This window comes from Halobacillus salinarum (genome assembly GCF_022919095.1).
GTDB lineage: Bacteria > Bacillota > Bacilli > Bacillales > Halobacillaceae > Halobacillus_B > Halobacillus_B salinarum.
Genome location: NZ_CP095073.1, coordinates 994,679 through 1,009,352, shown reverse-complemented (window position 1 = coordinate 1,009,352; position 14,674 = coordinate 994,679). Strand labels below are relative to the sequence as shown.

Sequence of the window (14,674 nt, the reverse complement as noted above, 5' to 3'; positions counted from 1 at the left end):
TCCCTCCTCTTACTGATAAAAAATCAAGACGTGACTACTCGAGGGCAGCGGCGCCGCCGACAATCTCGGTAATCTCTTGGGTAATGGCTGCTTGACGGGCACGGTTGTAGGAAAGTGTAAGATCTCCGATCAAATCTTCAGCGTTATCCGTAGCACTCTTCATCGCTGTCATTCGAGCGGCGTGCTCACTCGCTTTCCCGTCCAGTAAAGCTCCATAAATCAAACTCTCCGCATATTGCGGCAGCAGTACTTCCAGAATCTCGTCTTCTCCTGGTTCATACTCATAGGAGCTTGAGGAAACTTTTTTCGAATCACTAAAATCGGTTAGTGGCAGCACTTTTCTCTCGGTTACTTCTTGAGTCATCGCACTTACATAGTGGTTGTAATAGAGATAGAGCTCATCGATCTCTTCGTCGATAAACAACTGCACAGTATCTTGAGCAATATCCTTAATATCGGCAAAATTCGGCTGGTCGGCAAGACCGGTAATGTCCATATCCACAGGCATGTTGCGTTTGCGGAAGAAATCACGGCCGATCCGTCCTAGCGTGATGATTTTGTATTCTTCGGCTGATGTGTGGTGATTATGAATCTGGCTGTACACCTTACGAAGAATACTGCTGTTGTACGCTCCTGCAAGCCCGCGGTCCGAAGTGATGACCAAGTACCCCGTCCGTTTGACTTCACGGTTTTGGAGCATTGGGTGCCGGCTTGATGTACCAGAAGCGATATTTGCCACAACCTCTTGGATTTTGTCGCTATATGGAACAAAAGACTTCGCATTCTGCTCCGCACGATTCAGCTTGGACGCAGATACCATTTCCATGGCTTTTGTAATCTGCTTCGTCTTTTTTGTAGAATTAATCCGTCCTTTAATGTCTCTAAGGGATGCCACGCTGTTTCACCACCCTTTCTCGCAGCAAATTCGATTATTCGGAAATAACAAAGGTCTTCTTGAACGCTTGTACAGCTCCGCCCATTTCATCGTCATCAGCGAGCTTCCCTGTTTCACGGATTTTCTCAAGCATTTCAGAGCGGTTGTTATCAAGCCAAGTATGGAATTCAGATTCAAAGCGAGTGATATCCTCGACAGGAATTTCATCCAAATATCCTTTTGTCAGGGCATAAATAATCATAACCTGCTTTTCAACGGCAAGTGGCTGGTGAAGCCCCTGCTTCAGTACTTCTACTGTGCGGGCACCACGGTTCAGCTTCGCCTGAGTTGATTTATCAAGGTCGGAACCAAACTGGGCGAAGGCTTCCAATTCACGGTAGGATGCAAGATCCAGACGCAGCGTACCGGCAACTTTCTTCATTGCTTTAATCTGCGCGGAGCCCCCTACACGGGATACAGAAAGACCGGCGTTGATCGCAGGGCGGACCCCTGAGAAGAACAAGTCAGACTGCAGGAAGATCTGTCCATCGGTGATCGAGATCACGTTGGTTGGAATGTAGGCGGAAATATCTCCAGCCTGGGTTTCTACGAATGGAAGCGCAGTAAGCGATCCTCCACCTTTAGCGTCACTCAATTTCGCAGCACGCTCGAGTAGACGGGAGTGTAAGTAGAATACATCCCCGGGAAGGCTTCACGGCCTGGCGGACGACGTAACAGCAGGGAAAGCTCACGATAAGCAGCTGCCTGCTTGGAAAGGTCATCATACACGACGAGCACGTGCTTGCCGTTGTACATGAAGTCTTCCCCAAGTGATACACCGGCATATGGAGCCAGGTAAAGCAATGGAGCCGGCTGGGATGCACTTGCTGTTACGACGATGGTGTAGTCAAGAGCTCCGTGGCGGCGCAGCGTTTCAACTGTTCCGCGAACGGTAGATTCCTTCTGGCCGATCGCCACATAAATACAAATCATATCCTGGTCGTGCTGGTTTAAGATCGAATCGATCGCTACAGACGTTTTCCCTGTCTGGCGGTCCCCGATGATCAATTCACGCTGTCCGCGTCCAATTGGTACTAAAGCATCGATCGCTTTAATCCCTGTTTGAAGCGGCTCATCTACAGATTTACGATCCATAACCCCAGGTGCAGGGGATTCAATCGGACGGGTTCTTGACGTTTCGATCGGGCCAAGACCATCAACCGGCTGTCCAAGCGGGTTGACAACGCGTCCCAGCATGTTTTCCCCTACAGGTACTTGCATGATTCGTCCAGTACGGCGGACTTCATCGCCTTCTTTAATGTCCGTAAAAGGTCCAAGGATTACGAGACCCACGTTACTTTCTTCCAAGTTCTGTGCCAATCCCATGACACCATTTGAGAATTCAACTAGCTCTCCGGCCATGACATTATCAAGACCATGAGCACGTGCGATCCCGTCACCAACTTCAATAACAGTACCCACATCATTGACTTCTATATCTGATTCATAGTTTTCAATTTGCTGCTTAATCAGCGCACTGATTTCTTCAGCTTTGATGCTCATGCCATTTCACCCCTATCCTCAATATTTCGATACTAGTTCACGTTCGATGCGGTTAAGCTTGCCGCGGACAGAACCATCGAAAATACGGTTCCCGATTCTTACGCGGAGTCCTCCGAGCAAGTTCGGTTCAGTAATATTAGTTATGTTCAATGACTGCTTGCCGACTTTAGCCGCAAACGTCTGGGAAATCTTCTGTTTTTCATCGTCAGACAAAGCGCGGACGGAATAAACCGTTGCATCGGCAATGCCTTTTTTCTCATTCATTAAAGCGATAAACTGACCGGCCATCTCAGGGATAATCCCTTCGCGGTGGCGCTCCAGTAACAGCTTCGACGTGTTGACGAGTTCACTGGAAAAAGCGCCGAACGATTCGTCGATCACTTTTTTCTTCTGATCCAATGAAACCTTCGGATGCTTTAGAAAAGTGAAAAGCTTGTCGTTGCTGCTTAAAACTTCGCGCATCGTTCTTAATTCTGTTTCAAACTGTTCGAGCTTGGAACGTTCCTGAGCGAGTTGAAAAAGAGCTTGCGCATACCGTTTCGCTAAAATAGGTACACTCATCGATCTTCGCCTGCTTCTGTGATATATTCATCAATCAGCTTCTGCTGATCCTGTTCAGACAATTCTTTCTCGATCACCTTCGAAGCGATCATCACGGACATCGTTGCCACTTGGTCCTTCAGCTGCTGAACAGCCTTGTCGCGCTCCTGCTCGATCTCCTGACGAGCCGCTTCTTTCATGCGGTCCGACTCTTTACGAGCGGTTTCAATGATCGATTTTTCCTGCTGTGCTGCCGTGTTACGGGCTTCTTCAATAATGCTCTGCGCATCCTGTCTTGTCTTCTTCAACTCTTCTGTAGCTTCACGCTGTAAGCGCTGGGCTTCTTCGCGGCTCTTTTCAGCCGTATCTATTTCGTTAGAGATGTAGTCTTCTCTTTCTTTCATCATGTTCATGAAAGGTCCCCAGGCAAACTTTCCTAATAAAGCCAGTAATACTAGGAAAATAATCAGCTGAACGAGCATATCGCCGATGTTCAGGCCGCCAGCCTCGGCACCGAGAATCAAAAATCCTGTCAAACTTTGCACTGTTGCACACTCCTTTCAACACAGTCCTGTCATGGGCTTTACATGAGAAAAACCCGGCTTAAAAGATTAAGTCGAAGTTTTTCCATTAAACACAAAGGGTATAACTGTTTTGTTCCGTCTAAAGGAATGGCGAAGCCTGTCCTGCAACCTTCGCCATCCCTCTTCATTATCTGCCCAATACGATAAATGCGATTACGACACCGATGATTGGAAGTGCCTCAACTAGTGCAACACCAATGAACATAGTTGTTTGAAGGACACCGCGCAATTCAGGCTGACGGGCAATCCCTTCTACTGTTCTTCCTACGATCAAACCGTTACCAATCCCTGCACCTACTGCTGCAAGACCTACTGCAATTGCCGCTGCAATTAGACCCATGTTAAATTCCTCCTCATTTATTGTAAAATTGATTTTTTATTAATGGTCAGAACTCACTTTGTGAGACATGTACACCATTGTTAACATAGTGAAAATAAAGGCTTGGATAAACCCTACAAATGTACTGAATGCCTGCCATGCAAGCAATGGGATTACTCCTCCAAAGAAGCCAAGGACACTACTGGTGGCTAGACCTGCCAACAGGCCAAGCAAAATTTCCCCGGCATAAATGTTACCGTACAGACGAAGACCAAGCGTCAATGTGTTCGAAAACTCCTCGATGATTTTGAAAGGAGCCAAGAACGGCAGTGGACGAACAAAGTCCTTTCCATATTCGGATGTGCCTCTTAACTTAATGCCGTAATAGTGAGTTAACACTACGACCATAACAGCTAATGTTAAGGTGATGCCCGGGTCTGACGTTGGTGATTTCCACCAAAGAGTGTGGTGCGGTGCCCAAAGCGTTACTACCCCTAACATGTTGGAGACAAAAATGTATGTGAATAAGGTCAGCCCTAAGGGTAAGAATTTTCTACCGACTTGCCAGTCCATGTTGGAGCCGACGATGCCTTTGATAAAATCAATGAGCCATTCCATGAAGTTCTGGAAGCCTCTCGGTCTGCGCTGCAAACCTCTTGTTGCTGCCACACATACGATGAACACTATTATGGAAGAAACCAGCATCATTAGCACGTTTGCTAAATTAAAGTCTAGCCAGGCTATTCCAAATGCGTCGTTCCACATCGGTGCTTCGTGATTCAATCTGTTCACCTCTCTTCCATCATGCTATTGTGTTGATTTGTTGAACAGGTAATCTATAAAAATGACAAAATAGGCTGTCATTAGGCCCAATACTACAGAAATTAAATGGAAATATTCTTCAAATTGAAGGGCTACAACGGCGGCCAATGCGCCTGTAGCTAATCGCGAAAGTGTGCCTAGTGCAGGCTTTCGCTCTTTGGTATTCGGTTTTTTTGCGGAATGTTTACCTAATTTGTGGATTTTTCTTTGCATCGTCCAAAGATTGTAGAAACTTAAGACACTCCCTAACAGAAGGCCGAGGAAAATCGTTTTCCAGGGTGTAAAACCCCACCCAAGAACGAATAATGCTAGAAGGTAGAACATCCATTTGCGTTGACGGGCCATCATTCGGTTGTAAGATTGCATAAAATTACTCTTCTCCCATGTTGCTCGCGTACTAAATGAATGATTCCAGGACGTGCGTTTTCAGGCTGGAGGGGGCGGTTTTCAGGTATGTATACGATTCATATAACAAGACATTCTATACCATTTCCCCAAAATTATACCAATTAACGGCACAACCTATGAATGCAGGGAGCTTGCGCAGAGGCGCTGAGCCGGACCTGGCATCCTATGACGAAGGACAGATAAAAAAGGTAATGAAATCCAGCGATATCACTGATGTAAACCTTATCATTCTATCCTCTGTAAGAATACAATAGGGGTACTTCTATGTCAATGAGTTTGTGATATAAAATACAAATGAATGACACACTTCGATCACAATTTTGTCACAATTGGTCTAAACAATTTTGATTATCCTTAATCATGGAGGAAATGTAAATAAAAAAGCATTAATTTGTATATATTGAACTACAAAAAAATGGAGAATTATCTAAAGATGCAGGATCGTTCGATGCCGGCAAAAAGATGTGTCAGCATCGAACTGATCTTACCTGTAAGCGAGCCGCTTTCAGCATAATCAAATCCTGCTAGATGTTCTTCTCTTTTCCTATACTCTTACTCAGGGTTCAGATTTAAATCGAACCGGAAAAGGATAGCTCGTTTTCTTATGGTCTTTTTCAACCGTTACGACGACGACGTATGGACCGGCAAGTTCAGGGAGTCGGATGTCTGCTTCTCCTTTGACCATGCCTGCTTTAGGATTTTCGAGCGTGAATAACCGACCTTGATTCAGCATCGTTCCTGAGCGGTAAAGCTCCACGGTGACCCGGTCAACATCTTCGGCTAAATAGAAGCGGTAGGCTAAATCCTTCGTTGTCTCCCAGTCCTGATAGAGCTCGAAACCGGAAATCTTTGCGTAATCGTCGTCCTTTTTCATAAACAAATATGGAACATGATAGGTTTTTCCGTCACTTACAAGCGTCAGATACCCCTGGTGAATGCCGTCTTTTAAAAAGGCTTTTGAAAGGTCGGCTTCAAATGGGAGTGCTTTCGACTGACCCGGGCTAAGCGTGACCGAGCGCGGCAGATTCCAGGACAGACCGTTGACTTTTTTAGGCGTATCGATCGTCACGCGCTGCGAATGATTGGCCGTATTAGTTATCGTAATGTTCGTCTTTTTATGAAGGAAGCTGTCTTTTTCCATCCGGCCAAACTGCAATCCGCCTGGCTCTATAATGAGAGAAGGCTCTATCGCTTCCTCGGGATCAATATATCCAGCCCCTGCTCAGTCGGAATAGCCTTCCCTTGACTGTTGTGAATCAAGTCAGCGCTCGACATGAGGGCTGCTTTTATTTTTTCCGGCGTCCAATTTGGATGTGCTTCCAGCATCAAAGCCGCTAAAGCCGCTACATGGGGGGAAGCCATGCTCGTGCCGTTCAAAGCTTTGTATCCGCCTGGCACTGTACTTAAAATATCTACGCCTGGTGCGACGATGTCCGGCTTAATAGCCCAGCTCGTTGTTACCGGGCCTCTTGAGCTGAAGGAAGCCAGCGTCTCATCAGCTGTCTGCCGGTTGGTTTCAACCCACTGCCGGGATTCGACCGCATACTTCTTCAACCACTCCCCTGCTTCTTTCGTAATCGCTGCGACAGGGATCGGCAGTTCTGTTCCTTTAATAGAACCTTGGAAGCTTCCGTCCTGATTGTTATAAATAATGACGGCTTCCGCTCCTCCTCGGTAGGCATTCAACGCCTTAGCGGCAAATGAAATTCTATCGCCGCGCTGCATTAAGACAATTTTTCCGGAGACGCCGTGGAGAGTGCTTCTTCCTGTGCCTCCTTCAACAATCGGATACGATTTCGTGATGTCCCATTTGACCGAGCCTTGAAGTGGAAGAAGCGGAATTTTTGCTTTTTCACCACGGACTGTTAAAAAAGGAATTTGTGAGGAAAGTGAAGCGGCCCCTACCGTAATCGCTTCGGGAGAAGTCGCCGGGGAACCGACCGTCCATTTGTCTGGACCTGAGTTTCCCGCTGCTACAATCACGGTCGTTCCGAGTTCAATGGCTTTATTCACAGCTTTCGTCGTCGGCCAGTCCGGTCCGTTCACGTCATTTCCAAGCGACAGGTTAATGACGTCCATCCCGTCCTCCACTGCTTCTTCGATGGCAGCAATGACTTGGACAGAGCTTCCTGCACCGCCAGGGCCGAGGGCACGGTAAGCATAGAGCTCGGCATCCGGAGCAATGCCTTTCATTTTTCCATTGGCAGCAATGATGCCGGCCACATGTGTCCCATGCTCGGTAGCGCCCTTGTCCTCTGTTTCCATGGGGTCGTCGTCAAAATCAACGACGTCAAAGCCGCCTTTATAATTTTTCTTTAAATCGGGATGCTTATAATCGATCCCTGTATCAATGACCCCTACTTTTACTCCTTTGCCTGTGTAGGGAAGGTCCATTCTTTGTCTGATTGCATCGGTCGAATACGAAGGAGCTGATTCAGCTAAGGCGCGGTACGTATGGACAGGATAGCTGTTGATGACCGTATCAAGACGAGAGATTTTATCCAATTCCTTAGGGGTACCTTTAATCGCGACACCTTGAAAAATCGTGTTGTATTCGGCAACAACTTCAAGTCTTGGAAGCCGGAGTTCTGCAGCTTCGATGAATTTGTCCGGATTTTCGTCGAGTTCAATGATAATTGTTTTCTCGTCGGCCTGATCGAAACCGCATACTAAGAGGAATAAAGCTGTGAGTAGAATGAGGAAGTGCAGTCGCCGCATTTCAGAAGCTCCTTTTTGCTATAGTGTGTTTCTTTTAAGGCTTCCTATGCAAAAAAGGGCGGCTGCTTGCAAGCACAAATGGTTGTAAAATTTTTCTATCGATTTCAGGGAGTTTTGCAAAATGTCCAAGAGTTGTTCGTTTATGGTAAAATTAAGATCACTACATGTTCTGCTATTGGAGGCATCGTGATGTGGATAATGATTATCATAACAGTGTGTACATTGTTATTGGCATTACAATTGGTTAATAGCAACCCCAAAACAGCCTTATTAGTTTCAGCACTTGTTCCTTGTACCCTCTTTTATTATTTGGGCAAAGAGGGATATAAGGAAGCCTTTCTATTTACATTCATTCTGTATTTTGCAGCTGTAAATATCATGTTCATCAGACAAAATATAAACAATGGTTAGAGAATCTCGTGTTTAGGCGGAGATTCTTTTTTTGTGCTGATTTCTCACATCAACATACAATGTGAACAGAGCAAAAAAAGCCTGCAGAACATGGAGCTTTCTCTGCAGACTTACTTGAGCTTTATTTAGTTCCGAATAAACGGTCGCCAGCGTCCCCTAGACCAGGAACGATGTAGCCTTTTTCATTTAACTTCTCATCCAGAGCCGCGAGGTAAATATCCACTTCCGGGTGCTGTTTTTGGACTGCTTCCACCCCTTCAGGTGCAGCCACTAAACACATTAAGCGGATTTGACGTGCTCCGCGTTTTTTCAGCGATTCAATGGCTTCATTGGCAGAGCCGCCTGTGGCGAGCATCGGATCAATGACAATGAGCTCACGTTCTTCGATATCGCTTGGAAGCTTCACGTAGTATTCCACGGGCTTAAGCGTCTCGGGATCACGATAGAGGCCGACATGTCCGACTTTCGCAGCTGGGATCAGCTGGATAATGCCGTCGACCATACCGAGGCCTGCGCGCAGGATCGGCACCAGCCCAATTTTCTTTCCGGTTAATACCTTTGCTTTAGCATTAGAAACTACAGGAGTATTTATTTCTACTTCCTCCAGCGGTAAATCACGGGTAATTTCGAATGCCATCAAAGTGGCTACTTCGTCTACTAGCTCACGGAAGTCCTTTGTGCCTGTTTCATTTCTACGTATGTAAGTCAATTTGTGTTGAATTAACGGATGATCCAATACGTACACTTTTCCCATTGCCGATCACTCCTCCTCGTAAGTTTACATCCTTTAAATTGTACTGAAAAATAGACTTCGGCACAACCCTATTTTCTTACCATTAACTGGTTGGTCCATAGTTAATGAAAGAATACAGACCTTTGGGCACGGAAATAGCGAAGGGTGTGGAGAAAGCAGCTTCTCCCTGTATCCTTAAAACGAAAATCCGAACCACTATCAGGAAGTGGCCGGATTTTCGTTTTGATTATAGATTCTTTAGTTGATTACAACGTAAATGTTGGTGACTGGTAGAGCGGGAAGCGGGATGTGAGTTTCTGCACGCGTTCTTTCGCTTCCTTGAATTTTTCTTCATCTTCATGATGCTTTAAGGTGAAGGCGATGAGTTCACCGATTTCGTCCATTTCCGCTTCTTTAAAGCCGCGGGACGTTACAGCTGCTGTACCAATACGGATGCCGCTTGTTGTGAATGGTCCTTCCGGATCGAATGGAATCGTGTTTTTATTCGTAGTCAGACCGATGGAATCCAGGGCTTTTTCGGCTACTTTACCGGTTAAGCCGGATTCTCTTAAATCTAATAGAAGCAGGTGATTGTCTGTACCGCCGGATACGACACGGACGCCGTTTTTCACAAGAGCTTCGCCAAGGCGTTTCGCATTCGTGATGATCTGACGGGAATACTGCTTGAATTCAGGCTGCAGTGCTTCTTTAAAGGAAACAGCTTTTGCTGCGATGATGTGCATTAACGGACCGCCCTGCATGCCAGGGAATACAGATTTGTCAATTTTCTTCGCGAATTGTTCCTCGCAGAGAATCATGCCGCCACGCGGACCACGCAATGTTTTGTGAGTCGTTGTTGTTACAAACTGCGCGTGCGGGACAGGATTTGGATGCAGTCCAGTAGCTACTAATCCAGCAATATGAGCCATATCCACCATCAAGTAAGCTCCGACTTCGTCTGCGATTTCACGGAAGCGGGCAAAATCGATTTCACGCGGATAAGCACTCGCACCAGCAACAATCAGCTTCGGCTTTACTTCTTTTGCTTTTTCTAAAATCGCATCATAATCGATCGTTTCAGTCTTTTCATCGACTCCGTATTCTTCAAAATCATAAAGGGTACCGCTGAAGTTGACCGGGCTGCCATGAGTTAAGTGGCCGCCGTGGTTCAAGTTCATGCCCAGCACCTTGTCGCCAGGCTCAAGGACGGTAAAATAAACGGCCATGTTCGCCTGGGCGCCGGAGTGCGGCTGGACATTGACGTGCTCTGCCCCGAACAATTCTTTCGCACGGTCGCGGGCAAGATTTTCAACAACATCGACATGCTCACAGCCTCCGTAATAACGGCGGCCTGGATAGCCTTCTGCATATTTATTCGTCAACACAGAACCCATCGCTTCCATGACTGCTTCGGAAACGAAGTTTTCTGAGGCAATCAGCTCAATATTGTTTTGCTGGCGTTTTCTTTCATCTTGAATCGCTGCATAAATTTCCTGGTCTGAATTTTTCACATGCTCCATGTTCAGTTCCCCTTTCGATTCCTAATCACAAGACTCTTCCAATTTACTATTTTCATACACAGCCCGCACCCCGCCAATCAGCGGAGGACGTGTGGTGGCGCAAGTGACGTGAGCTTTACCAATCGACTTCTGTGCAACGCGGAGCGGGACGGCTACACGTTTTAAATGCATCCCGATAAACGTGTCTCCGATGTCGATGCCTGCATCCGCCTCAACGGATTCCACGAGCACAGGATCCTTAAATTGCTTGTATACATAGGAAGCCATCGATCCGCCTGCTTTCGGGACGGGAATGGCTGAAACCTCGGTGAATCCAAACTTTTGCTGCACAGTACGTTCCACCACAAGGGAACGGTTTAAATGTTCACAGCATTGAAATGCGATATCCGCTTTCAAGTGATTTTTCAGTTTTCCAATCGCTTCATAAAGGACTTCTGCGATTGATTCACTGCCTGATGTGCCGATTTTCTCCCCTGCGACTTCACTCGTTGAACAGCCGATGACGAGCAGTCCGCTCTTCATCGAACCGTTCTCTATGAGCTGCTCCACAATAGCTTCCACATCGGCCTGTACGGCCTCGATATTTGCTGCCATTGTAACACCTCTTTGGACTATATTTTTTTAAAAAAAGAGAAGCTGGTGACCAAAGCTTCTCTTTTTCATTTCTTAACGCCTAAAATCCGAACATTCAAAACAAATAATCTCTTGTACGTTCGATTCTAACCTCTTCTTATTCATTTGTCTAGTTCTAAATCAGGTTAAATGGCTTTCCTTTATTGTTGTTCATATTCGGTAACTTTATTAACCCGGCGCGCGTGACGGCCGCCCTCAAATTCAGTCTGAACCCATGTTTTTGCGATTTCGCGGGCAAGCCCAGGGCCGATGACCCGTTCGCCCATGCATAACACATTGGAATCATTGTGTTCACGGGTTACTTTGGCCGTAAAAAGATCATGCACAAGCGCAGCACGGATTCCTTTAACCTTGTTGGCTGAAATCGACATGCCGATGCCTGTGCCGCAAATGAAAATGCCTTTATCAAATTCGCCGCTGGCCACGCGCTCAGCAGCCGGGATAGCGTAATCGGAATAATCCACAGATCCTTCACAATCACAGCCGGTATCTTCAAATTCCACATTTAATTCCGTCAAAACTTCCATTACTTCCTTACGAAGGTTCACACCGCCGTGATCTGAAGCCAGTATTACTTTCATTAGTTTCACACCTTCTTTGTCATCACTTTTATTCATAATAGTGACACCTCGTGTGAACCCTGTCAAACATTATGTAAGAGAAGCTGAACTCAGCCTTTCAAATCGGCTTCCAGCTTTTTTATTAATAGATCGAGCAGCTCGTTCAATTCATCTCTTGTTCTTCTGTATACTTCGATATCCATGCCGTATGGGTCAAGAATGTTCATATTCGGCATTTGTTCTTCCAGCTTTTGAATGGCTTGAATGTCCTCTTTCAATTCTTCCTGCAGCTTTTCCTCTAACTCCTCGTCACTCACGTCTTCCGGTGTGTTCGTTAAAATCGCAAGTCGTTTTTCTTCCAAATTCGAGTAGAGGAACTTCAACTGTTTCCAGTCCTCGTCTTTAATGAGGACAAATTCCTTTAACGTGAACACTTTGTCTTCATAGTGAGGGTACTGCATCGCCAGGGCTTCTTTGTGCCTGTCGGTCATCGTAAACACGAGATCCGCCCATTGCAGAAGTTCTTCATTTAATGCCACCGACGAGTGATCACAGGTTAAATCCATTTCTTTTAATACGGCTGCGGAATTTTTTGACAACGGCTGGCCGTCTCCAGCAAAAATACCTGCCGATTTTACATTGAATTCATCATTTTTGGCTTTCAACAGGGCTTCTGCCATCGGACTGCGACAGGTATTCCCCGTGCAAATAAATAGTATATTCATTCCAAATCCCCCCTTGCAGCAACCTTTTCCCATATCATACCACAGGTGGTTTATCTATCGAAATCATTGTCAAAAGATGGCGTATAATCCGAGACCGCAGAGAATGCTGCCTCCGAGGATTTCACTATAGGTACCGAGCAGGCTGCTTGTCCTCCTTCCAACAATAAAGCCGGCCCAGGTGAGTACCATGCTCATTATTCCGAAAGCCATAATTGAAATCAGCATGGCCGAGTGACGCAGTCCGAGGGTAAAGCCTACCGGAAAACTGTCGATGCTGACACTGAGAGCAAACAACCACAATCCGGCACCCGAAAGTGTATAGGCGGTGGAATGCTTTTCTGCCAGGCAGGCAAAAATGGTGTAGCTGCCTAAACAAAACAGCAGGAATCCCCCGGCGAATGAAGCCCACTGGCTGACATTATTGGAAAGCCATTGGCCGAGGGCAATCCCGAGGCCTGGCATAATCATATGAAAAACACCGACCGTAATCCCTGCATAAAAAGCATATTTTAAACGTACCGCCTGCATTCCCATGCCCAGCGCTACAGAAAAAGCATCCATACCTAAGGCAAAAGATAAGAGAATGATTGGAGTAATCTCTTCTAATAACAGATGTGCCAATGTTACGTTCCCTCCCTGGACATGCTCTATATAGGTATGCCTGGAGGGGAAATTGTATGCTACTGCTCGCTTACTTTTTGAGAGGCGGCCTTCGTCAGCCGGTTCATAATGGCAGCCCCGACTCCTGCTTCCGGAAACGATTCACAAAGAATGATGTCCACATCGGCTTTTTTAAATTCGCGCAGCGTACTGTAGAGCCGGCTGGCTACCTCTGTTAAATGTGTCCGTGAACCGCAGGAAATCATCGGTTCATACTCAAGCTTTGCCGCAAGCTCTTCACTCGCGATGACGCCGACGCGCTGACGGGCGTCTGTCAGCTCACGCAAGGTCGCTTGGAAAAAGGTATCACTCCCCTCAACTAACCAGAGAGGGGCTTCCGGCGCGTAGTGGGTATATTTCATACCCGGTGATTTCGGCTTGTCCTCTGCCCCTGCGAGCGCGGGGTCCACCATTACACGCGGGATGACTTGTTCAAGGTCTTCCTTTGCTATTCCTCCGGGTCTTAAAATGACAGGAATCTCGGTTGTACAGTCAAGCACCGTCGATTCCACTCCCACCCCTGTTGCTCCTCCGTCGAGGATGGCCGCAATTCTACCTGTTAGATCCTGGGCTACATGCGCAGCTGATGTCGGGCTCGGCCGCCCGGAACGGTTGGCGCTCGGAGCTGCCAGCGGTCTATCGGCAGCTTTTATTAATGCAAGGGCAAGTGGATGATCCGGCATGCGGATACCGATCGTTGACAGTCCTGCAGTTACCGGCTCAGCAGCTCTTCCGCTGCTCTCCATGACGAGCGTAAGCGGCCCCGGCCAAAAGGCATCCATCAGTTTCTCTGCGACCGGCGGAATCGTGGTGACGAGCTCGCGGACTTGTTCACGCGTTGCCACATGGACAATCAGCGGGTTGTCAGACGGACGGCCTTTCGCCTGGAATATCCGCTTCACGGCTGTTTCATTAGTCGCATCTGCTCCAAGACCGTACACCGTTTCAGTAGGAAATGCGACTACTTGCTGTTCCGTTAACAGCCGGGCAGCTTGTTCAATCAGGGGATCTTGTTCGTTGATAGGAAGCTCCGGCTTCCAAACATCCGTTTCGTGCTTCATAACTACGTACTCCTTTGCTCTCTACGAGTCTGAATTCCTTCTTAATTATCTTAAATTCTACAATATCTAGCAAATTCCGACATTATTCACAGCTTATCCTCAAGTTACACACAACTTTATACACATATCCATAGGGTTATCCGCGATTTTTCCGTTGTCGAAAATAAAATACCCACATCCTATCCACAAAAATCCTGTTTTTTGTGAATAAGTATGTGGGTTATAAACAATCACCTGTGAGTAACTTTATATATCCACAGCCTCCGCTCCGAGTCGTGGAGCTGAAACCGCTGATGCTTCAGAAGATGATCCAAGGTGGACGAATGGCTTTCCACATGAAGTTCATTAAATTTCTCGGTTTGGGCATACGTCTGGATCAGTTCAAATATCCGTAGTATATCGCCGGGCGATATGCCGTTTACAACCTCGAGCTGCTTGATTTTGCCGATGCCGTGCCCCACCTGCATGATTTTAAAGGTTCCGACTTGTCGATCTTCGCTCTGTAACTCGTATTTTTCCTTGCCTGCTTTTTTTATGAACATC

At 46.7% G+C, this 14,674-nt stretch carries 17 protein-coding genes and 1 pseudogene; 1 reads left to right on the top strand and 17 read right to left on the bottom strand.

Annotated elements, in window-relative coordinates:
* Positions 1 to 34: 34 nt before the first annotated feature.
* From MUN89_RS05265 to MUN89_RS05225, 9 genes and pseudogenes are all read right to left on the bottom strand, one after another.
* Positions 35 to 895, bottom strand: a complete 861-nt coding sequence (locus MUN89_RS05265) for a F0F1 ATP synthase subunit gamma (protein ID WP_244712016.1) — start codon at positions 893 to 895, stop codon at positions 35 to 37.
* Between the two features lie 34 nt (positions 896 to 929).
* Positions 930 to 2,437 (bottom strand): annotated as a pseudogene (gene atpA / locus MUN89_RS05260) (F0F1 ATP synthase subunit alpha).
* Between the two features lie 18 nt (positions 2,438 to 2,455).
* Complete coding sequence (locus MUN89_RS05255; protein ID WP_244712014.1) at positions 2,456 to 2,998, bottom strand: F0F1 ATP synthase subunit delta; 543 nt, start codon at positions 2,996 to 2,998, stop codon at positions 2,456 to 2,458.
* The gene (locus MUN89_RS05250) at positions 2,995 to 3,522 is read right to left on the bottom strand and encodes a F0F1 ATP synthase subunit B (RefSeq protein WP_244712012.1); all 528 of its coding nucleotides are present in this window, start codon (positions 3,520 to 3,522) and stop codon (positions 2,995 to 2,997) included. Before MUN89_RS05250 ends, MUN89_RS05255 begins: the two co-directional genes overlap by 4 nt.
* A 166-nt stretch (positions 3,523 to 3,688) precedes the next feature.
* Positions 3,689 to 3,901 (bottom strand): F0F1 ATP synthase subunit C, encoded by a 213-nt coding sequence (gene atpE, locus MUN89_RS05245; RefSeq protein WP_244712010.1) that lies wholly within the window; start codon positions 3,899 to 3,901, stop codon positions 3,689 to 3,691.
* A gap of 39 nt (positions 3,902 to 3,940) precedes the next feature.
* Positions 3,941 to 4,663: a F0F1 ATP synthase subunit A gene (atpB, locus tag MUN89_RS05240; RefSeq protein ID WP_244712009.1), complete on the bottom strand. Its 723-nt coding sequence runs from the start codon at positions 4,661 to 4,663 to the stop codon at positions 3,941 to 3,943.
* Between the two features lie 24 nt (positions 4,664 to 4,687).
* Positions 4,688 to 5,068 (bottom strand): ATP synthase subunit I, encoded by a 381-nt coding sequence (locus tag MUN89_RS05235; protein WP_244712007.1) that lies wholly within the window; start codon positions 5,066 to 5,068, stop codon positions 4,688 to 4,690.
* A gap of 598 nt (positions 5,069 to 5,666) precedes the next feature.
* Positions 5,667 to 6,251 carry a hypothetical protein gene (locus MUN89_RS05230; protein WP_244712005.1) on the bottom strand — a complete coding sequence of 195 codons (585 nt, stop codon included), beginning with the start codon at positions 6,249 to 6,251 and terminating at the stop codon, positions 5,667 to 5,669.
* A 44-nt stretch (positions 6,252 to 6,295) separates the two neighbouring features.
* Positions 6,296 to 7,828, bottom strand: a complete 1,533-nt coding sequence (locus tag MUN89_RS05225) for a S8 family serine peptidase (protein WP_244712004.1) — start codon at positions 7,826 to 7,828, stop codon at positions 6,296 to 6,298.
* Between the two features lie 78 nt (positions 7,829 to 7,906).
* Here MUN89_RS05225 and MUN89_RS05220 point away from each other — a divergent pair, with 78 nt between their 5' ends.
* Positions 7,907 to 8,239 carry a hypothetical protein gene (locus tag MUN89_RS05220; RefSeq protein ID WP_244712002.1) on the top strand — a complete coding sequence of 111 codons (333 nt, stop codon included), beginning with the start codon at positions 7,907 to 7,909 and terminating at the stop codon, positions 8,237 to 8,239.
* A 121-nt stretch (positions 8,240 to 8,360) separates the two neighbouring features.
* On the opposite strand, the gene upp is transcribed toward MUN89_RS05220, so the two are convergent.
* The 8 genes from upp to MUN89_RS05180 all read right to left on the bottom strand — a co-directional run bounded on the left by upp (position 8,361) and on the right by MUN89_RS05180 (position 14,673).
* Positions 8,361 to 8,993: a uracil phosphoribosyltransferase gene (gene upp, locus MUN89_RS05215; protein WP_244712000.1), complete on the bottom strand. Its 633-nt coding sequence runs from the start codon at positions 8,991 to 8,993 to the stop codon at positions 8,361 to 8,363.
* Positions 8,994 to 9,238: 245 nt separating this feature from the next.
* On the bottom strand, positions 9,239 to 10,492 hold the full coding sequence (locus MUN89_RS05210) for a serine hydroxymethyltransferase (protein ID WP_244711998.1): 1,254 nt from the start codon (positions 10,490 to 10,492) through the stop codon (positions 9,239 to 9,241).
* A 21-nt stretch (positions 10,493 to 10,513) separates the two neighbouring features.
* On the bottom strand, positions 10,514 to 11,086 hold the full coding sequence (locus tag MUN89_RS05205; protein ID WP_244711996.1) for a TIGR01440 family protein: 573 nt from the start codon (positions 11,084 to 11,086) through the stop codon (positions 10,514 to 10,516).
* Positions 11,087 to 11,265: 179 nt separating this feature from the next.
* Positions 11,266 to 11,706 (bottom strand): ribose 5-phosphate isomerase B, encoded by a 441-nt coding sequence (gene rpiB, locus MUN89_RS05200; protein WP_244713583.1) that lies wholly within the window; start codon positions 11,704 to 11,706, stop codon positions 11,266 to 11,268.
* A gap of 89 nt (positions 11,707 to 11,795) precedes the next feature.
* Complete coding sequence (locus MUN89_RS05195; RefSeq protein WP_244711994.1) at positions 11,796 to 12,410, bottom strand: low molecular weight protein arginine phosphatase; 615 nt, start codon at positions 12,408 to 12,410, stop codon at positions 11,796 to 11,798.
* A 69-nt stretch (positions 12,411 to 12,479) separates the two neighbouring features.
* Entirely contained in the window at positions 12,480 to 13,031 is a 552-nt protein-coding gene (locus MUN89_RS05190) for a manganese efflux pump MntP (protein ID WP_244711993.1), read from the bottom strand.
* 59 nt (positions 13,032 to 13,090) lie between these two features.
* Positions 13,091 to 14,131, bottom strand: coding sequence for an L-threonylcarbamoyladenylate synthase (locus MUN89_RS05185; RefSeq protein ID WP_244711991.1), 1,041 nt, complete (start codon positions 14,129 to 14,131; stop codon positions 13,091 to 13,093).
* Between the two features lie 230 nt (positions 14,132 to 14,361).
* On the bottom strand, positions 14,362 to 14,673 hold the full coding sequence (locus tag MUN89_RS05180) for a hypothetical protein (RefSeq protein ID WP_244711989.1): 312 nt from the start codon (positions 14,671 to 14,673) through the stop codon (positions 14,362 to 14,364).
* Position 14,674: the final 1 nt, after the last annotated feature.